Source organism: Streptomyces sp. NPDC107471, from assembly GCF_055582845.1.
Window position 1 is genome coordinate 14,772 of record NZ_JBVJPC010000004.1, and the last position, 18,351, is coordinate 33,122.

At 72.4% G+C, this 18,351-nt stretch carries 16 protein-coding genes; 8 read left to right on the plus strand and 8 right to left on the minus strand.

All coding sequences use genetic code 11. From position 1 onward, the window contains the following. Window positions 1-58 precede the first annotated feature (58 nt). The 4 genes from rimO (at window position 59) to ACZ66S_RS13985 (ending at window position 3,420) form a co-directional block, all read left to right on the plus strand. The gene (gene rimO, locus ACZ66S_RS13970) at window positions 59-1,552 is read left to right on the plus strand and encodes a 30S ribosomal protein S12 methylthiotransferase RimO (RefSeq protein ID WP_469901761.1); all 1,494 of its coding nucleotides are present in this window, start codon (window positions 59-61) and stop codon (window positions 1,550-1,552) included. Beyond that, window positions 1,549-2,388 carry a CDP-diacylglycerol--glycerol-3-phosphate 3-phosphatidyltransferase gene (gene pgsA, locus ACZ66S_RS13975; RefSeq protein ID WP_469901762.1) on the plus strand — a complete coding sequence of 280 codons (840 nt, stop codon included), beginning with the start codon at window positions 1,549-1,551 and terminating at the stop codon, window positions 2,386-2,388. The genes rimO and pgsA overlap by 4 nt, the downstream gene beginning before the upstream one ends. Further along, window positions 2,385-2,930, plus strand: a complete 546-nt coding sequence (locus tag ACZ66S_RS13980) for a CinA family protein (RefSeq protein ID WP_469901763.1) — start codon at window positions 2,385-2,387, stop codon at window positions 2,928-2,930. The genes pgsA and ACZ66S_RS13980 overlap by 4 nt, the downstream gene beginning before the upstream one ends. A 109-nt stretch (window positions 2,931-3,039) precedes the next feature. After that, window positions 3,040-3,420, plus strand: coding sequence for a helix-turn-helix domain-containing protein (locus tag ACZ66S_RS13985; protein WP_007385114.1), 381 nt, complete (start codon window positions 3,040-3,042; stop codon window positions 3,418-3,420). A 505-nt stretch (window positions 3,421-3,925) separates the two neighbouring features. Here ACZ66S_RS13985 and ACZ66S_RS13990 read toward each other — a convergent pair. The 4 genes from ACZ66S_RS13990 to ACZ66S_RS14005 form a co-directional block, all read right to left on the minus strand. Beyond that, a complete protein-coding gene (locus ACZ66S_RS13990) occupies window positions 3,926-4,690 on the minus strand; it encodes an SDR family NAD(P)-dependent oxidoreductase (protein ID WP_469901764.1) in 765 nt (254 codons plus the stop codon). Window positions 4,691-4,722: 32 nt separating this feature from the next. Next, the gene (locus ACZ66S_RS13995) at window positions 4,723-5,577 is read right to left on the minus strand and encodes an Fpg/Nei family DNA glycosylase (RefSeq protein ID WP_469901765.1); all 855 of its coding nucleotides are present in this window, start codon (window positions 5,575-5,577) and stop codon (window positions 4,723-4,725) included. A gap of 507 nt (window positions 5,578-6,084) precedes the next feature. Beyond that, window positions 6,085-11,025 carry an ATP-dependent helicase gene (locus ACZ66S_RS14000; protein ID WP_469901766.1) on the minus strand — a complete coding sequence of 1,647 codons (4,941 nt, stop codon included), beginning with the start codon at window positions 11,023-11,025 and terminating at the stop codon, window positions 6,085-6,087. Window positions 11,026-11,301: 276 nt separating this feature from the next. Next, on the minus strand, window positions 11,302-12,228 hold the full coding sequence (locus tag ACZ66S_RS14005) for a hypothetical protein (RefSeq protein ID WP_469901767.1): 927 nt from the start codon (window positions 12,226-12,228) through the stop codon (window positions 11,302-11,304). Window positions 12,229-12,308: 80 nt separating this feature from the next. Between ACZ66S_RS14005 and ACZ66S_RS14010 the strand changes: the two genes are divergently transcribed. Continuing rightward, on the plus strand, window positions 12,309-12,503 hold the full coding sequence (locus ACZ66S_RS14010; protein ID WP_355734159.1) for a DUF3046 domain-containing protein: 195 nt from the start codon (window positions 12,309-12,311) through the stop codon (window positions 12,501-12,503). A gap of 135 nt (window positions 12,504-12,638) precedes the next feature. After that, complete coding sequence (locus tag ACZ66S_RS14015) at window positions 12,639-13,898, plus strand: AI-2E family transporter (protein WP_469901768.1); 1,260 nt, start codon at window positions 12,639-12,641, stop codon at window positions 13,896-13,898. Window positions 13,899-13,908: 10 nt separating this feature from the next. Here the strand turns inward: ACZ66S_RS14015 and ACZ66S_RS14020 are convergent, their stop codons facing one another. Then, window positions 13,909-14,709, minus strand: a complete 801-nt coding sequence (locus ACZ66S_RS14020) for a hypothetical protein (protein WP_469901769.1) — start codon at window positions 14,707-14,709, stop codon at window positions 13,909-13,911. Then, window positions 14,709-15,125, minus strand: coding sequence for a hypothetical protein (locus ACZ66S_RS14025; protein WP_469901770.1), 417 nt, complete (start codon window positions 15,123-15,125; stop codon window positions 14,709-14,711). Before ACZ66S_RS14025 ends, ACZ66S_RS14020 begins: the two co-directional genes overlap by 1 nt. Window positions 15,126-15,468: 343 nt before the next feature. On the opposite strand from ACZ66S_RS14025, the gene recA reads away from it, so the two are divergent. Together recA and recX are read left to right on the plus strand one after the other, a co-directional pair. Continuing rightward, complete coding sequence (gene recA / locus ACZ66S_RS14030) at window positions 15,469-16,593, plus strand: recombinase RecA (RefSeq protein ID WP_469901771.1); 1,125 nt, start codon at window positions 15,469-15,471, stop codon at window positions 16,591-16,593. 4 nt (window positions 16,594-16,597) lie between these two features. Next, entirely contained in the window at window positions 16,598-17,530 is a 933-nt protein-coding gene (recX, locus tag ACZ66S_RS14035; RefSeq protein WP_469901772.1) for a recombination regulator RecX, read from the plus strand. A gap of 58 nt (window positions 17,531-17,588) precedes the next feature. On the opposite strand, the gene ACZ66S_RS14040 is transcribed toward recX, so the two are convergent. Beyond that, complete coding sequence (locus ACZ66S_RS14040; RefSeq protein WP_469901773.1) at window positions 17,589-18,125, minus strand: cupin domain-containing protein; 537 nt, start codon at window positions 18,123-18,125, stop codon at window positions 17,589-17,591. A 76-nt stretch (window positions 18,126-18,201) separates the two neighbouring features. Next, on the minus strand, window positions 18,202-18,249 hold the full coding sequence (locus ACZ66S_RS14045; RefSeq protein ID WP_309506048.1) for a hypothetical protein: 48 nt from the start codon (window positions 18,247-18,249) through the stop codon (window positions 18,202-18,204). Window positions 18,250-18,351: the final 102 nt, after the last annotated feature.

Here is an 18,351-nt window from a genome sequence, read left to right on the forward strand (position 1 = left end):
CAAGATCGGCCAACCCCTTCGACATGGGGTGTCGGTGGGACGAAGTAGTCTTGAGCCCATGCCTGAACGCCGTACCGTCGCACTCGTCACTCTTGGCTGCGCCCGCAACGAGGTGGACTCGGAGGAGCTCGCAGGCCGTTTGGAGGCGGACGGCTGGGATCTCGTGGAGGACGCCGCGGACGCGGACGTCGCCGTCGTCAACACCTGTGGCTTCGTCGAGGCCGCCAAGAAGGACTCCGTCGACGCCCTCCTGGAGGCCAACGACCTCAAGGGTCACGGCAGAACCCAGGCCGTCGTGGCGGTGGGCTGCATGGCCGAGCGGTACGGCAAGGACCTCGCCGAGGCGCTGCCGGAAGCGGACGGAGTGCTCGGCTTCGACGACTACGCCGACATCTCCGACCGGCTCCAGACCATCCTCAGCGGGGGCATCCACGCCGCGCACACCCCGCGCGACCGGCGCCGGCTGCTGCCGATCAGCCCGGCCGAGCGGCAGGAGTCGGCGGCGTCCGTCGCGCTGCCGGGCCACGGCCCGGCCGAGGAGGCCGTCCCCGCCCCCGCCGACCTGCCGGACGGCCTCGCCCCGGCCTCGGGCCCCCGCGCGCCCCTGCGCCGCCGTCTGGACGGCTCCCCGGTCGCCTCGGTGAAGCTGGCCTCCGGCTGTGACCGGCGGTGCTCCTTCTGCGCGATCCCGTCCTTCCGCGGCTCCTTCATCTCCCGCCGCCCCTCGGACGTCCTCAACGAGACGCGCTGGCTGGCCGAGCAGGGCGTCAAGGAGATCATGCTGGTCTCCGAGAACAACACGTCGTACGGCAAGGACCTCGGCGACATCCGGCTGCTGGAGTCCCTGCTGCCCGAGCTGGCCGAGGTGGACGGCCTCGAACGCGTGCGCGTGAGCTACCTCCAGCCCGCCGAGATGCGGCCCGGCCTGATCGACGTGCTCACCTCCACGCCCAAGGTCGTGCCCTACTTCGACCTGTCCTTCCAGCACTCCGCGCCCGGCGTGCTGCGCGCGATGCGCCGCTTCGGCGACACCGACCGCTTCCTGGAGCTCCTCGACACCATCCGCGGCAAGGCCCCCGAGGCCGGCGTGCGCTCCAACTTCATCGTGGGCTTCCCCGGCGAGACCGAGGCCGACCTCGCCGAGCTGGAGCGCTTCCTGAACGGCGCGCGCCTGGACGCCATCGGGGTCTTCGGGTACTCCGACGAGGAGGGCACCGAAGCCGCGACGTACGAGAACAAGCTGGACGAGGACGTCGTCGCCGAGCGGCTCGCGCGGGTCTCCCGGCTCGCCGAGGAACTCGTCTCGCAGCGCGCCGAGGAGCGCGTCGGCGAGACCGTGCACGTCCTGGTCGAGTCCGTCGACGAGGAGGGCGTGCACGGCCGCGGTGCGCACCAGGCGCCCGAGACCGACGGCCAGGTGCTGCTCACGAGCGGCGCGGGCCTGAGGGTCGGTCGTATGGTCGAGGCGAAGGTGGTCGGGACGGAAGGTGTCGACCTGGTGGCCGAGCCGCTCGACGGCTCGCTCGGGTGTAGTGAGGAGGCGGGCAGATGACCGGAGTTCCGGCGTCCGCCGCAGGTGGCCCCTCCGCTGCGAAGGGCGGACCGGCGGCCGGGGTCCCGAGTGCCGCGTCCGGCGCGGCACCGAGCGCCCCCTCGGACGTGGTCTCCGGTACGGCCGCCGAGGTGCGTGCCGGTGTCGTCCCCGGCGTGGGGGTCGTCACCGGAGCGGTTCCGGAGGCCGACGTCGACTCCGATGCCAGGCCCGCGCGCGGGGCGAAGATCGCGGCCGCGGCCGTCAACCAGGCCAGCGTCTGGAACATCGCCAATCTGCTGACCATGCTCCGGCTGCTCCTCGTGCCCGGCTTCGTGGCCCTGATGCTGGCCGACGGCGGGTACGACCCCGCGTGGCGCTCGTTCGCCTGGGCGGCCTTCGCCGTCGCCATGATCACCGACCTGTTCGACGGGCACCTGGCCCGCACCTACAACCTCGTCACGGACTTCGGGAAGATCGCCGACCCCATCGCCGACAAGGCGATCATGGGGGCCGCGCTGATCTGTCTGTCCGGGCTCGGGGACCTGCCCTGGTGGGTGACGATCGTCATCCTCGGCAGGGAACTCGGGATCACCCTCCTGCGTTTCCTGGTCATCCGGTACGGCGTGATCCCGGCGAGCCGGGGCGGCAAGCTCAAGACGCTCAGCCAGGGGATCGCCGTGGGGATGTACATCCTGGCGCTCACGGGGTGGCTGGCCACCGCGAGGTTCTGGGTGATGGCTGTGGCGGTCGTGCTGACCGTCGCGACCGGGCTGGACTATGTGAGACAGGCCATTGTGCTGCGCAGGCAGGGAATCGCCGAGCGCAAGGCGGCGTTGGAGGAGACGGAAGCGTGAATTCCTCAGCCGCCCAAGTGGTGCGACTACTCACCGTGAAGGGTCAGACGCTCGCGGTCGCCGAGTCGCTCACCGGCGGACTGGTTGCGGCGGAAATCACAGCGGTTCCCGGCGCGTCCCAGGCGTTCCGGGGGTCGGTGACGGCGTACGCCACCGAGCTGAAGCACGAGCTGCTGGGTGTCGACGCCACCCTGCTGGACCAGCGAGGTGCGGTGGATCCGCAGGTCGCGGCCCGGATGGCGGCCGGAGTGCGCAAGGCGCTCGGCGCCGACTGGGGCATCGCGACCACCGGAGTCGCCGGCCCGGAACCCCAGGACGGCAAGCCCGTCGGAACGGTGTTCGTGGCTGTCGACGGACCCTCCGCAGGCGCTTCCGAGGCAGCGGGTGGCGGGAAAGTGACCGCGCTGCGGTTGAACGGCGACCGCGCGGAAATTCGTATGGAGAGTGTACGGAGCGTACTCGCACTCCTCCTGGAGGAGCTCGCGGGCGAACAGACCGGAAATGAGCGGGCACAGGATACGGAACGGAACGGGGGGTTTTGATGTTTGCAGCCCTGAGTGAACACGACATCGCTCCCCGCACGGCCGCGGCGCAAGGCGGTACGGTGGGGCGTGAAGGATGCGGCTACGCGGTCCGAGGAGGGAGCCACCGATGATTCTGCTCCGTCGCCTGCTGGGTGACGTGCTGCGTCGGCAGCGCCAGCGCCAGGGCCGTACTCTGCGCGAAGTCTCCTCCTCCGCCCGAGTCTCACTCGGCTATCTTTCCGAGGTGGAGCGGGGGCAGAAGGAGGCTTCCTCCGAACTGCTCTCCGCGATCTGCGACGCGCTGGACGTACGGATGTCCGAGCTCATGCGGGAAGTGAGCGACGAACTCGCCCTCGCCGAGCTGGCCCAGTCTGCTGCGGCCACCCCGAGCGAGCCCGTACCGGCGCCCGTGCGTCCGATGCTGGGTTCCGTGTCGGTGAAGGGTGTGCCACCGGAACGAGTGACCATCAAGGCGCCGAGCGAAGCGGTGGACGTCGTAGCGGCGTGACGCTCACGCTCGGTGCGCCGATGGCTCGCCGAGAGGAAGTCTGCGAGGCCCCGGACGGGTTTCTCCAGTTGGTCTGGAGAGGCGCCGGTCGGGGTTTTCGTGCATCTTGGAGCGACGGTCGCGTCGGTGCGTCCGTGTGCCCGTGGTGCGCCCTCCCCGCGGATCGGGCGGCCGTCTAGCGTCCGGGCCGGAGGTGGCGGCATGGCGGGGCCGACAGTAGGTCGGAGCATGGCCCTCGGGCTCGGGGCACTGTGGTGGTGGGCCGTGGCGCGGCTGGTGCTGGCGCCGGGCGCCGGGGTGCTCGAAGGGGCGGTCGCGGCGGGCGGCTGGGGGCTGAGCCTGCTGCCGGTGCACTGTGTGCCGAAGGCGCGGGCCGCGGGAGCCATGGCCGCCGGACGGTGGCGTCAGGCGTGGCGGGCCGCCGGAAGGCCGGCGGGGCCCGGGCAGGCCGGCGAGAGCGGGGTGCGGCGGGTGGAAGGCGGGGTGCGGCGGGTGGACGGCGGGACTACCAAGGCATCGCGACCCCGCCGTTCGGACGGAGGATCTGGCCCGTCGTGAAGGACGAGGCGTCGGAGGCCAGGTAGAGCACGGCGTGCGCGACGTCCTCCGGTTCGCCCACGCGCCTCAGCGGTGACATACGGGCCATGAGGGCCTCGGTGTGCTCCTGGGCGTCCTCGTCGTGGCGGCTGGTCATGGGGGTACGGATCCAGCCGGGCGCGACGGCGTTGACCCGGATGCCGTACCGGCCGACCTCGGTGGCCAGCGTCTTCGTGAGCTGTACGACGGCTGCCTTGGCCGCGCCGTAGCAGAGCAGGCCCGGCCCGCCCGTGTCCACGGCGCCGGACGCCATCGTGACGATGCTGCCCCTCGTCCGCCGGTCGAGCATCAGACGGGCCGCCTCCTGGCAGGCGTGGAGCACGCCCTTGAAGTTGACGTCGAGGACGCGGTCGAGGTCCTCGTCCCTTGTCTCCAGGACCGGGCTGCTGTGCATGATCCCGGCGATGGCGGCCAGCACGTCCAGGCGTTCGCAGGAGGTGATGGCCCGGTGGAGCTGTTCGCGGTCGGTGACGTCGAGGGGATGGGTGTGCGCGATGCCGCCGACGTCCTTGATCAGGGTCGCCGTCCCGTCCAGCCCCGAGGCGTCGAGGTCGGCGCAGTGGACGGTGGCGCCCGCCTCGGCGAGCAGGACGGCGGTCGCGCGGCCGATGCCGCCGGCGGCGCCGGTGACGAACGCGGTGCGTCCCGTGAGGTCGTACGCGCTGACGGCCATGGAGCGACGGTACGAGCGTTTCTGACGGGTCGTCAATTGGTCGTACGGCGCGATGTTCTGGAGTGTGCTCCGCCCGGTGTCCTGCGGCGCGGACTGGGGGCCGGGCCGGTCTGGCAGGTCGGACACCAGTACGTGGGGCGTTCGCGGGAGCCGTCGCCCTGGTCGGCGACGAGGAGGGAGGTGCGACAGCGGAGGCAGGGGCGGGGCGCACGGCCGTAGACGAACAGGTCCGGGCCGCGGCGGCCGGTCGTGTTGCGGACCGGGCGGTCGCGGTTGGCCTCCAGGAGCTTCTTGGCGAGCACGGGGACCTGGGCGGCGCGGTCTGCGGGGAGCGCGCCGACGGGGAGCCAGGGGGTGACGCCGAGGAGGAAGCAGATCTCGCTCTTGAAGACGTTGCCGACGCCGGCGAGATTGCGCTGGTCCAGAAGGGCCTCGCCGAGGGAGCGGGCGGGGTCCTGGAGAAGGTTGGCGAGGGCGCGCTCGGGGTCCCAGTCCGGGCCGAGGAGGTCGGGGCCGAGGTGGCCGACGGCCTTCTCCTCGTCCGCGGTGCGGAGCAGTTCCAGGACGGGGAGGCGGTAGCCGACGGCGGACAGTTCGGTGTTGGCCAGGATCGCGCGGATCTGGTGGGCGGGGCCGCCCGTCCAGCGCTGGTTCTCCGCGTAGATCCGCCAGGAGCCGTCCATGCGGAGGTGGGAGTGGAGGGTCAGGCCGCCTTCCACGCGGGTGAGGAGGTGTTTGCCGCGGGCGGTGACGTCGAGGACCCTGCGGCCCGTGAGGTCGGCCGTGGCGAATCTCGGGACCCTGAGGTCGCTGCGGGTCAGCACCTTGCCTGCGAGGGCGCTGTGCAGGCGCTTCGCGGATTGCCAGACCGTGTCACCTTCGGGCATGGGTCAAGGGTGGCATGGGGGAGGGGGTGGGGCTTCGGGAGGGGGAGTGGGGGGGAGGGGGGCGGTGCTGGTGCCGGTCGGGGGATGTCGGTGCCGGTGCCGGTGGAGGGTGTCGGTGGTGTCGGTGGTGTCGGTGGTGGGGGTGGGGGTGCGGCGGGGTTCGTGTGGGGCCTCGGCTTCGCCTTCGGCCGGGGTGCTCCCACCCGCACCACCCGTGCGGATTTGTGGTCGGGTGCGGGTGGCCCTGGTGGGGCGGGTTCGCCGTTGGCGGGTGCGGGTGCGGGTGCGGGTGCGGGTGCGGGTGCGGGTGCGGGTGCGGTGCGGCACCGGCCCGGGCGCCGAGATCTTCGGCGAGCTCGCCGGGCGGCGCGTGCTGGACCTGGGCTGCGGCCCGGGCTGTGGGTGGGGTGATGGTGGGCTTGGGGCGGGGTGAGTGCTGGTGTGCTGGGTGGTGTCTGGCCGTCCGGGGGTGGGTGTCTGCGTTACCGGGGTCGATTGGGCTTGGCGTCAGGCGCGTAGGCGTAGGCCCCTTGGGGTGGCGATGAAGCCTGCTGATTCCAGGAGGGTGCCCAGGGGGGAGGTCAGGGCTGAGGTGCCGTTGATGCGTTCCACCGTGACCGTGCCCAGGGAGCCGGCCTTGGCGGCTGCCGCGAGGGCCTCGGACGCCGGGCGCAGGCGGGGGTCGTCGGTGGGGGTGGCGTCCGTCGTGGAGGGCCAGGCCAGGAGGGTCTTGCCGCCGCGCTCCATGTAGAGCGTGAGCTCACCGTCGACCAGGACCACGAGGGAGCCCGCCTTGCGGCCCGGCTTGTGACCCGCCTCAGTCGGGGAGTCCGGCCACGGAAGGGCCGCGCCGTAGGCGTTGGCGGGGTCGGCGGCGGCGAGGACCACGGCCCGGGAGGCGTCGGAGGCGTTCTGCCTGCGGTTGCCGAAGCCCGAGCCGTACGAGGAGCTGCCCTGCCAGTGCTGGGGGGTGGGCTGGGGTGGGTAGTCCCGGGGGGAGACGTACTCGTCGCGGGAAGCCGGGGAAGCCGGGGAGGCGGCAGTACGGGCCGGGTCGGGGCCCTCGGGGGTGTCGAAGGCGCGGGTCCAGTCCCAGTCCTCGGTCGCGGGGGTGTCCTGTGCGGGGCCGGGGGGCGCCCAGGGGGCGTCGGGTGACGAGTCCGCGCTCCAGATGTCGGGGGCGCCCGCCTCTGGCAGCGCTTCGCCACGGTCGCGGGCGTTGGACACCGCGCGCAGGCGGTCGACCGCGCCGTCCATGGCGAACTGGGCGGCGCCGAGGCCCTCCACCACGTAGCCGCGGCGAGCCTGACCGCTGTCCTCGAAGGCGGAGAGGATGCGGTACGTCGCCGAGAAGCCGCCCTCCACGCCCTCCGCCGACACGGCTCCCCGGGTGACCACTCCGTGCCGGTCGAGCAGGGTGCGGGCCAGGGCGTGGGCACGCACGGTCGGGTCGGCCTCGCGCGGCGGGAGCAGGGACCAGCGGCCGGCGACGGTCGGCGGGCCGGTGCGGGAGGCGGTGCGGGCGGCCGCGGTGAGGGAGCCGTAGCGGCCCCGAGGGATCGTCCGTTTGGCGCGGTGGGCGGTGGAACCGGCGGTGCGGCCGGAGCCCAGCAGGGAACGCATCGGGGTGAGGGTGTCGTTGGTGAGCCGCCCGGACCAGGCCAGGTCCCAGACGGCGTCGGCCAGTTGGGGGTCGGTGGCCTCCGGGTGGGTGGTGGCGCGGACCTGGTCGGCGATCTGGCGGAAGAACAGGCCGTAACCGCCGGTCAGGGCGTCCAGGACGGACTGGTGGAGGGCCGTCAGCTCCAGGGGGTGGGGCGGGGGCAGGAGCAGCGGGGCCGCGTCCGCCAGGTACAGGGAGACCCAGCCGTCCTTGCCCGGGAGCGCGCCCGCTCCGGCCCACACGATCTCTCCGGCGGCGGTGAGCTCGTCGAGCATGGCCGGGGCGTAGTTCGTCACGCGGGACGGCAGGACGAGCTTCTCCAGGGCGGAGGCCGGTACGGAGGCGCCCTGCAACTGCTCCACGGCACGCACCAGCCCGTCGATGCCGCGCAGGGAGTGGCCCTTGCCGATGTGCTGCCACTGCGGCAGGAACTGGGCGAGGGCCGGCGGCGGCACCGGTTCCAGTTCGTGGCGCAGGGCCGCCAGAGAACGGCGGCGCAGGCGGCGGAGCACGGTCGCGTCGCACCACTCCTGCCCGATGCCGGCCGGGTGGAACTCGCCCTGGACGACACGTCCGCTCGCGGCCAGCCGCTGCAGGGCGCCCTCGGTGACCGCCGTGCCCAGGCCGAAGCGGGCGGCGGCCGTCGCCGAGGTGAAGGGGCCGTGGGTGCGGGCGTAGCGCGCGAGGAGGTCACCCAGAGGGTCCTTGACCGGTTCGGTGAAGGCCTCCGGGACGCCGACCGGCAGTGCTGTGCCGAGGGCGTCGCGCAGGCGGCCCGCGTCCTCGATCGCCGCCCAGTGGTCGGCGCCAGCCACGCGGACCTTGATCGTGCGGCGGGCCCTGGCGAGCTCCTGCGCCCACTGCGGCTCGGCGCCCCGCTCGGCCAGCTCGGCGTCGGTGAGCGGGCCGAGGACCCGGAGGACGTCCGCGACGCCCTCGGCGTCCTTCACCCGGCGGTCCTCGGTGAGCCACTGGAGCTCGCGCTCCAGCTCGGTCAGGACCTCGGCGTCGAGCAGCTCGCGCAGCTCCGCCTGGCCGAGCAGCTCCGCCAGCAGACGCGAGTCCAGCGAGAGGGCCGCCGCCCGGCGCTCGGCGAGGGGCGAGTCACCCTCGTACAGGAACTGGGCGACGTAGCCGAAGAGGAGGGACCGGGCGAAGGGGGACGGCTCGGGGGTGGTGACCTCGACCAGGCGGACCCTGCGGGACTCCAGGTCGCCCATCAGCTCGACGAGGCCGGGCACGTCGAAGACGTCCTGGAGGCACTCGCGGACGGCCTCCAGGACGATCGGGAACGAACCGAACTCGCTTGCCACCTGGAGCAGTTGGGAGGCGCGCTGGCGCTGCTGCCACAGGGGGGTGCGCTTGCCGGGGTTGCGGCGCGGCAGCAGCAGTGCCCGGGCGGCGCATTCGCGGAAGCGGGAGGCGAACAGGGCGGAGCCGCCGACCTGGTCGGTGACGACCTGGTCGACCTCGCCCTTGTCGAAGACGACGTCCGCGGCGCCCACCGGGGCCTTCTCGGCGTCGTACTCCGTGCCGGTCCTGTCGGGTTCCCGGTCGAGGAGGTCCAGGCTCATCAGGTCGGCGTCGGGCAGCCGCAGCACGATCCCGTCGTCGGCGTGCATGACCTGGGCGTCCATGCCGTAACGCTCGGAGAGCTTGGCGCCGAGGGCGAGGGCCCAGGGGGCGTGGACCTGGGCACCGAAGGGGGAGTGGACGACGACCCGCCAGTCGCCGAGTTCGTCCCGGAAGCGCTCCACGACGATGGTCCGGTCGTCCGGGACGTGGCCGCAGGCCTCGCGCTGTTCGTCCAGGTAGGACAGGACGTTGTCCGCCGCCCACGCGTCCAGGCCCGCGGTGAGCAGGCGCAGGCGGGCGTCCTCCTTGGACAGGGAGCCGACCTCGCGGAGGAACGCGCCCACCGCGCGGCCCAGTTCAAGAGGACGGCCGAGCTGGTCGCCCTTCCAGAAGGGGAGCCGGCCGGGGACGCCGGGGGCGGGGGAGACCAGGACGCGGTCGCGGGTGATGTCCTCGATGCGCCAGGAGCTGGTGCCGAGCGTGAAGACGTCCCCGACGCGTGACTCGTAGACCATCTCCTCGTCGAGCTCGCCGACCCTCCCGCCGCCCTTCTTCGGGTCGGAGCCGGCGAGGAAGACGCCGAAGAGGCCGCGGTCGGGGATGGTGCCGCCGGAGGTGACGGCCAGGCGCTGCGCACCGGGGCGGCCGGTGATCGTGCCGGCGATGCGGTCCCACACCACGCGCGGGCGCAGTTCGGCGAAGGCGTCGGAGGGATAGCGGCCCGCGAGCATGTCGAGGACCGCGGTGAAGGCGGACTCGGGCAGGGAGGCGAAGGGGGCCGCCCTGCGGACCGTGGCGAGGAGGTCGTCGAGCTGCCAGGTGTCCATCGAGGTCATCGCGACGATCTGCTGGGCGAGGACGTCCAGGGGGTTCGCGGGGACCTTGAGGGATTCGATGGAACCGGTCCGCATGCGTTCCGTGACGACCGCCGCCTGGACCAGGTCGCCCCGGTACTTCGGGAAGACCACGCCGGTGGAGACCGCGCCGACCTGGTGGCCCGCGCGTCCGACGCGTTGCAGCCCGGAGGCCACGGAAGGGGGCGACTCGACCTGGATCACCAGGTCCACCGCGCCCATGTCGATGCCGAGTTCGAGGCTGGAGGTCGCCACCACGGCCGGGAGGCGGCCCGCCTTGAGGTCCTCCTCGACCAGGGCGCGCTGCTCCTTGGAGACCGAGCCGTGGTGGGCCCGGGCGATGACCGAGGGGGCGCCCTGGGCCGCGCCCGAGCCGCCCATGAGCTCGGCCGGGGCGTGGTTCTCGTCCAGGGGCTCGCCGGTGGCGCGCTCGTAGGCGATCTCGTTGAGACGGTTGCAGAGGCGTTCCGCGAGGCGGCGGGAGTTCGCGAAGACGATCGTGGAGCGGTGGGACTGGACCAGGTCGGTGATCCGCTCCTCCACATGGGGCCAGATGGAGGGGCGCTCGGCGCCTTCGTTGCCCTCGGAGACCGGGGAGCCGCCGAGCTCGGCCAGGTCCTCCACCGGGACCACGACCGAGAGGTCGAACTCCTTGCCGGACTTCGGCTGAACGATCTCCACCTTGCGCTGCGGGGAGAGATAGCGGGCGATCTCGTCCACCGGGCGGACCGTGGCGGAGAGGCCGATGCGGCGGGCCGGCTTCGGGAGGAGCTCGTCCAGGCGCTCCAGGGAGAGGGCGAGGTGGGCGCCGCGCTTGGTGCCGGCGACGGCGTGCACCTCGTCGAGGATCACCGTCTCGATGCCTGTCAGCGCGTCCCGGGTCGCCGACGTCAGCATCAGGAACAGGGATTCCGGGGTGGTGATCAGGATGTCCGGGGGGCGGGTGGAAAGGGCCCGGCGCTCGGCCGGAGGGGTGTCGCCGGAGCGGATGCCCACCTTGATCTCGGGCTCGGGCAGGCCCAGGCGGACGGACTCCTGGCGGATGCCGGTCAGGGGGCTGCGGAGGTTGCGCTCCACGTCGACGGCGAGGGCCTTGAGGGGGGAGACGTACAGGACCCGGCAGCGCTTCTTCGGGTCCGCGGGCGGGGGTGTGGAGGCCAACTGGTCCAGGGCGGCGAGGAAGGCGGCCAGGGTCTTGCCGGAGCCGGTGGGGGCGACCACCAGCACGTCCGAGCCCTCCGTGATGGCCTGCCACGCGCCGGCCTGGGCGGTGGTGGGCGCGTCGAACGCACCCGTGAACCAGCCGCGGGTCGCGGGGGAGAAGCCGTTCAGGGCTCGGTGTGCTGAGTTGACCATGCGTCCATCCTGCACCGGGGGACTGACAATGGGGCTGACCTGAGAGGTTCGGGGTGCCGTCTGGTGGTTGGGTGGGTGCCGGGTCCTGTTGTGGGGCGGGTGCGGGGCTGTGGGGGCTTGTCGCGCAGTTCCCCGCGCCCCTGGGGCCTGCGGCGGCCTGTGCGGGTCTGTGGGGGGCTGGGGTTTTGCGCAGTTCCCCGCGCCCCTGGGGCCCGCGCCCCTGGGGCCCGCGCCCCTGGAGTCTGCGGTCCCGTGGGGGAAGTGACGGCGGTGGGCTCAGCCCACCTCGCGGCCGTGGGCTCGTAGGGTCTGCAAGGCCCTGATGGTTGCCATGGGGCGGGTCTCCAGGGCGGTGGTGGGGGCCCACGGGGGGCTGTGGGTCGGCCAGCCGCCGTCCTCCTGTTGCCCGGCCGCGAGGAAGTCCAGGGAACGGGACATCTCGTCGTCCGTGAACCACGCGCGCGCGAGGGAGTCCGGGGTCCGTGCGTAGTCGTGCGGGAGGTGGTGCGCCCCCGGGGTGAGGCCCGCGAGGTCCGCGGGGTCCAGCGCGGCCAGGCGCTGTTCGCGCACCAGGCGGCCCAGACGGTCGGCGGTCGCCTGGGCGCGCGAGCGGTCGGGGACGGAGTCCAGGAAGGTCAGGGCGGCCTGGATCTCGTCGGGGTGGGACACCTGGAGGGACTCCACCGCCTGCCAGCAGAAGTCCGTGGCCCGGAACAGCCAGGCGTGCCACACCTCGTTGCGGTGCAGCAGGCCGACCACGGGACCGGTGGTGAGCAGCTCACTGGGCGGGGTGTCCAGGACCTTCATGAAGGGAGCCGTCGGATAGCCGCGCTGGGCGGGAGTGACCGCGGGGAGGGCGCCCTCCGGAGTGGACACCGAGGTGAGATAGCGGCACACGCGCTCCACACGCTGTCCGCCGCAGCGTCCGACGACGTCCAGGACCCGCAGGGCGTGAGCGGTGTGCAGGGGCTGGCTGACCGGGCCGCGCAGATCGGGGTCCAGCGCGTGACCGTACCCGCCGTCCGTGTTGCGGTAGGCGTCCAGGGCCGTCTCCACCGGGTCGGGGCTGCGGTTCAGGAAGAGGTACGCGAACAGACGCTGTTCCAGCACACGCGCGGTGAGCCAGACGAAGTGCTCGGCGCGGAAGAGCGGGGAGTGCGCCGGTGGCGTCTGGGGGAGTGGGGAAGCTCCTGTTTCGGGCATGCGTCAGACCGTAGGGCGGAAAGCGGTCTCGGCAAGCGGTCCCGGGCGAGGCCCACCCTCAGGGGCGGGATACTGGAGTCATGCGGTTGACGGTCTTCTGGCAGCGGATGGCGGAGCACTTCGGTCCGGGGTACGCCGACACCTTCGCGCGCGACCATGTGATGACGGAGCTCGGCGGGCGCACTGTGCACGAGGCACTGGACGCGGGCTGGGACGCCAAGGACGTGTGGCGCGTGGTGTGCACCGTGATGAACGTTCCGGGCGAGCGGCACTGAGACGGCGTGGACGCTCCCGCACGAGGTGCCGGAACAGGTGCCGGCGGGTGTGAAGATCTTACGAAAGTGGAACTGACCGGTCACGAAGATCGCAGGACGGCAGCCATTGTCGGTGGCGTGGGCGAGACTTGCTCCGTGGCACCCACTGACGAGTCCGGGCAGGCAGCCCAGCACGCATCTCCGCTCGGCACGACGCCCCCCGCCCGGCCCCCGGCCGCAGGCACCGGGCCGAACGCCCGCATGCCGCGCTGGCTGCCGCGTGCCATGGTGCTCGCGCTCGCCCTCATCGCCGTCTTCCAACTCGGCAGTTGGGCCTTCCACCAGCTCATAGGCCTGCTGATCAACATCCTCATCGCGTTCTTCCTGGCCCTGGCCATCGAACCCGCGGTGAGCAAGATGGCCGCGCGGGGCATGCGCAGGGGGCTCGCCACCTTCCTCGTCTTCTTCGGCGTGCTGATCGTGACGGCCGGGTTCGTGACGCTGCTCGGGTCCATGCTCGCGGGCCAGATCATCAAGATCGTCGAGGACTTCCCGGACTATCTCGACTCCGTCATCGCCTGGATCAACGGACACTTCCACACCGAGCTGAAGCGGGTGGACGTCCAGGAGGGGCTGCTGCGCTCCGACTGGCTGCGCAACTACGTGAAGAACAGCGCCACCGGCGTCCTGGACGTGTCCGCGCAGGTCCTCGGCGGTCTCTTCCAGCTCCTGACGATCGCGCTGTTCTCGTTCTACTTCGCGGCGGACGGCCCCCGGCTGCGGCGCACGATCTGCTCCGTCCTGCCGCCCGCCCGCCAGGCCGAGGTGCTGCGCGCGTGGGAGCTCGCCGTCGACAAGACCGGCGGCTACATCTACTCCCGCGGTCTGATGGCGCTCGCCTCCGGCGTCGCGCACTTCGTCCTGCTCCAGGCCCTCGACGTGCCGTACGCGCCCGTGCTCGCCGTGTGGGTCGGCCTGGTCTCGCAGTTCATCCCGACCATCGGCACCTATCTCGCGGGCGCCCTGCCCATGCTGATCGCCTTCACGGTCGACCCCTGGTACGCGCTGTGGGTGCTCGTCTTCGTGGTGATCTACCAGCAGTTCGAGAACTACGTGCTCCAGCCCAAGCTGACCTCGAAGACCGTCGACATCCACCCCGCGGTCGCCTTCGGCTCGGTCATCGCGGGCACCGCCCTCCTGGGCGCGGTCGGTGCCCTGATCGCCATTCCGGCGGTCGCCACCCTGCAGGCATTCCTTGGGGCGTACGTGAAGCGGTACGACGTCACCGACGACCCGCGTGTGCACGGACACCGGAAGCGGGGCGAGGGGCCCTCACCGGTCACGCGCATGCGTGCGCTGTGGGAGCGGCGGCGGCCGGAGACGCGGGACTCGACCGACGGCGACAGCTCGTCCTGAGGGCGCCGGTTCAGTAGGTGAGCGCGGCCCGCACGGCGGCGCCGACGACGGCCGTGACGTAGGTGCCGATCGCCGCGTACAGGATCCGTCGCCGCAGTGGCTCGCTCCAGGACGTGCGGGACAGCAGCCAGGCCAGTGCGGGCAGGACCAGGACCGCGTGCAGGCTCACGCCGTGCAGTGGCTTGAGCGGGGCGGTCGAGTGGTACGCCGCCTCCTGGTGGCCGGTGCGGGTGAGGACGACCCCGCGCGCGATCATCGCGGCACCCGAGGCGAGCGCCACCAGCAGGACGGCGAACCCCCACCGCACCGCGAAATCCATCCCCGCCGGGCCCGAGGGCCGGTGGCGGAAGGAGGCGACCGCGAACACCGTCAGCAGCACCACCAGCACACCGCCGCCCACCGCGAGCGTCATGGACACCGCGGTGTCGAAGGGTGTCTCCATGTCGAGGTGCGAGGGCACCCCGCGCCACGCCTGGAGGGTGATGCCGCCCACCTCCACCACGCAGTCCGCCGCGAACACCGCGAGGAGCAGGGCTCGTGACCGCGGGCCGATCCGCAGGTAGGACGTGACCCAGGTGACCGCGATCAGGGTCACCCCGAAGGACACCCCGAACGTCACCGGCTTGCGCCAGGAGACCGGCCCGTCCCAGGGGCCGCCGTCCACGGCGAACACCACCAGGTGCGCGAGCCCGGAGAGGACCAGGAGGAGACCGGTCGCGTGGCAGAGGCGCTCCACGCGGCGGGCACCGGCTTCCCGCGATACCGACGTCCGGTCCGGCACGGAGGGAGCACTCGTCAGGGTCGGTTCCATCAGGTCCGCGCTGCCTTCCGGGCCAGGCAGGCCGCGGCGCCGGCGACCACCAGGGCGGTGAGGGCGACGAGTTCGGCGAGCGTCGAGGCGATGAGCGCGGTGTCACCCGAGGAGAGATGGTCGCCGGTGTCCGGGGTCAGGATCGCGCCCGCGCCGAGGAACAGGCCGATGCCGAGGGCGAGCCCGGTGGTCCGGCCGTTGGCGCGCCACAGGAGCAGGGCCGCCGCCACGAGCGGGACGAGGAGGCCGGGCGGTACGGCCGGATGGTCCGCGCCGGCGGCGATCTGGCCCGCGACGGAGGCGGCCGGCAGGAGCAGGGCGGACAGCGTGGCGATCACGACGGGGGGACGTGCCCTCCCGCCGGGGTACCGGTGGGTGGTCGGGGTCGCTTCTCGAGCGCTCGTCGGGGTGTCCATGGCACAAGGCTCGCGAGTGCGGCCCGTCCGGTCGTCGTACCGCCGAAGGCATCCGGAGTACGCCGTGGGAAGTAGCCGCAGGGGGTGGAGGGGCAGGGGAGCAGGGCGCCGGTGAGGGGTCGGAGGAAGTGTCCCGGGTGCCGCGTGGTGCGCTTGACACGAAAATCGAACATCCATTCATATGGAAGCTCCGGCGAAGCCAACGGCGGGTGATTCGACATGGTTTGCATGGAGAAGTGCCCGAGTTATCCACAGGCCGGACGGGCGTCGGGGCGCATTGTCAGTGGCAGGCGTTAGCGTCTTTGACGTGAAGCGATCGACTCAAGCAAATCGGGTGGAACCCATGGCAGGAACCGACCGCGAGAAGGCGCTCGACGCCGCCCTCGCACAGATTGAACGGCAGTTCGGCAAGGGCGCGGTCATGCGCATGGGCGAGCGGCCGAACGAGCCCATCGAGGTCATCCCCACCGGGTCGACCGCGCTCGACGTCGCGCTCGGCGTCGGCGGCATCCCGCGCGGCCGAGTGGTGGAGGTGTACGGACCGGAGTCCTCCGGCAAGACGACCCTGACCCTGCACGCGGTGGCCAACGCCCAGCGGGCCGGCGGCCAGGTGGCCTTCGTGGACGCGGAGCACGCTCTCGACCCCGAGTACGCGCGCAAGCTCGGCGTCGACGTCGACAACCTGATCCTGTCCCAGCCGGACAACGGCGAGCAGGCTCTGGAGATCGTGGACATGCTGGTCCGCTCCGGCGCCCTCGACCTCATCGTCATCGACTCCGTCGCAGCCCTCGTCCCGCGCGCGGAGATCGAGGGCGAGATGGGCGACAGCCACGTGGGTCTGCAGGCCCGTCTGATGAGCCAGGCACTGCGGAAGATCACCAGCGCGCTCAACCAGTCCAAGACCACCGCCATCTTCATCAACCAGCTCCGCGAGAAGATCGGCGTGATGTTCGGCTCCCCCGAGACCACGACCGGTGGCCGGGCGCTGAAGTTCTACGCCTCGGTGCGCATGGACATCCGCCGCATCGAGACCCTGAAGGACGGCACCGACGCGGTCGGCAACCGCACACGGGTCAAGGTCGTCAAGAACAAGGTCGCGCCGCCCTTCAAGCAGGCCGAGTTCGACATCCTCTACGGCCAGGGCATCAGCCGCGAGGGCGGTCTGATCGACATGGGCGTGGAGCACGGCTTCGTCCGCAAGGCCGGCGCCTGGTACACGTACGAGGGCGACCAGCTCGGCCAGGGCAAGGAGAACGCGCGCAACTTCCTGAAGGACAACCCCGACCTGGCCAACGAGATCGAGAAGAAGATCAAGGAGAAGCTGGGCGTCGGCGTGCGTCCCGAGGAGCCCACAGCCGAGCCGGGAGCGGACGCCGCGGTGACCGCCGCCGCGGACGACACCGCGAAGGTGCCGGCACCGGCGGCCGCGAAGGCGACGAAGGCCAAGGCCCCGGCGGCCAAGAGCTGATCCCGTGACACGGCGAACCGACTGGGCCGAGTACGAGGACGCTCCGCGAGGGCGGGGCGCGAAGGGCGACGGGGGTTCTGCCGGGCCGATCGGCGACGGGTACGGCGACGGTACGGGGCACGGAGCGGACGGGGGACACGGCCGTTCGGTGTCGTACGGCGACGAAGGAGCGCTCGGCGACGACTTCGCCCTCGGCGCCGGTCCGTCCCGCCGCGGCGGTCGTTCCCACAGTGACGGGGGGACGTACGGCGACGGTGGGCCGAGCGGCGACGGGTCCGGTGACAGGGCGTTCGGCCGGAGCTCGCGCCGCGGTGGCGGAGCACCAGGCGCGGGTGGTTCCCGGGGGCGTCGGCAGCGCCGGCGCGGCTTCGGGGAATCGCCCGGTGAGGACGGAGGCGGCCCCTCCTTGTCGAGGGCCGAGCAGGGGGAGCCTCCGGCGGACCCGGTGGAGCGGGCGCGGGCGATCTGTCTGCGCCTGCTCACCGGGACCCCGCGCACGCGCAAGCAGCTCGCCGATGCCCTGCGCAAGCGGGAGATCCCGGACGAGGCGGCCGAGGAGGTGCTGTCGCGGTTCGAGGAGGTCGGACTGATCAACGACAGCGCGTTCGCGGACGCCTGGGTCGAGTCCCGGCACCACGGCCGGGGACTCGCCCGGCGGGCGCTCGTCCAGGAGCTGCGCACCAAGGGCGTCGACTCCACGCTGATCGACGCGGCCGTCTCGCAGCTCGACTCCGAGCAGGAGGAGGCCACGGCCCGCGAGCTCGTCGACCGCAAGCTGCGCGCGACGCGAGGCCTCGACCGTGACAAGCGACTGCGCCGCCTCGCCGGCATGCTCGCCCGCAAGGGCTACCCGGAGGGGATGGCCCTGCGGGTGGTGCGGCAGGCGCTGGAGGAGGAGGGGGAGGAGACGGAGTTCTTCGGGGACGAGGGGTTCTGAATCGGGGAGCGCGCGCGAGCCGGGCCGGGCCTCCCCCGCGAACGGTCCGTGGACGCGCTCACTGCCAGTCCTCCGGGCGCTCCACGTGCTCCAGCCGCAGGATCGGGCCCGTGCGGCTGTAGCGGCGGATCTGGGGGAGGGGTGGGTAGTAGGCGTGCACGGAGATCGCGTGGACCTCGGTGGACTCGTTGAGGACCTCGTGGACGTGGTGCTGCCCGAAGGAGCGGCCCTTGCCGGCCGGCAGCCGCCGCTCGCGGTCCACGTCGTCGGAGAGTTCCAGGGTCTTCCAGCCGTCGGCGGGCAGCCGGGCGGCGAGGGAGTTTTCCGTCAGCTCACCGGCCGCGGTGACGAAGGCGCCGACCGACTCGGCGTGGTCGTGCCATCCGGTGCCGGTGCCGGGCGGCCAGCCGATCAGCCACGCCTCGCTGCCGCCGGGCCCTTCCAGGCGCACCCAGGTGCGGCCCTCGGGGTCGAGCGGGAGCGAGTCGACGAGCTCGGTGTCGGCGGCGGTGCGCCGTACGAAGTCGAGGAGTTCGGCCTGGGTGGGCGGCGCGACGGCGGCGGAGACCGAGGGGAGGGCGGGGGAGACAGACACGGGTACCGTCCTGAGAAGAGTTCGCGACAGCGTGCCGTCGCACAGGCGCGGCACGCGGGGGAGAGAAAAGGCGAATTCAGCAGGACGGGCGACACACGCAGCCCGCATAGCGGACGAGGTCCATATGGACCCTCCGCCACAGGCGCACACAGGTGTCGGTCACGATCCGGAGTACACCATGGCGCCGACGGCCGTTTCAACTCGCTGTCACTATGTGGACGCACAG

Excerpts from the sequence above, each read along its gene's own strand:
- rimO (WP_469901761.1), top strand. The coding sequence starts at position 59 with ATGCCTGAACGCCGTACCGTCGCACTCGTCACTCTTGGCTGCGCCCGC.
- pgsA (WP_469901762.1), top strand. The coding sequence starts at position 1,549 with ATGACCGGAGTTCCGGCGTCCGCCGCAGGTGGCCCCTCCGCTGCGAAG.
- ACZ66S_RS13985 (WP_007385114.1), top strand. The coding sequence starts at position 3,040 with ATGATTCTGCTCCGTCGCCTGCTGGGTGACGTGCTGCGTCGGCAGCGC.
- ACZ66S_RS13990 (WP_469901764.1), bottom strand. The coding sequence starts at position 4,690 with ATGGCCGTCAGCGCGTACGACCTCACGGGACGCACCGCGTTCGTCACC.
- ACZ66S_RS13995 (WP_469901765.1), bottom strand. The coding sequence starts at position 5,577 with ATGCCCGAAGGTGACACGGTCTGGCAATCCGCGAAGCGCCTGCACAGC.
- ACZ66S_RS14000 (WP_469901766.1), bottom strand. The coding sequence starts at position 11,025 with ATGGTCAACTCAGCACACCGAGCCCTGAACGGCTTCTCCCCCGCGACC.
- ACZ66S_RS14005 (WP_469901767.1), bottom strand. The coding sequence starts at position 12,228 with ATGCCCGAAACAGGAGCTTCCCCACTCCCCCAGACGCCACCGGCGCAC.
- ACZ66S_RS14010 (WP_355734159.1), top strand. The coding sequence starts at position 12,309 with ATGCGGTTGACGGTCTTCTGGCAGCGGATGGCGGAGCACTTCGGTCCG.
- ACZ66S_RS14020 (WP_469901769.1), bottom strand. The coding sequence starts at position 14,709 with ATGGAACCGACCCTGACGAGTGCTCCCTCCGTGCCGGACCGGACGTCG.
- ACZ66S_RS14025 (WP_469901770.1), bottom strand. The coding sequence starts at position 15,125 with ATGGACACCCCGACGAGCGCTCGAGAAGCGACCCCGACCACCCACCGG.
- recA (WP_469901771.1), top strand. The coding sequence starts at position 15,469 with ATGGCAGGAACCGACCGCGAGAAGGCGCTCGACGCCGCCCTCGCACAG.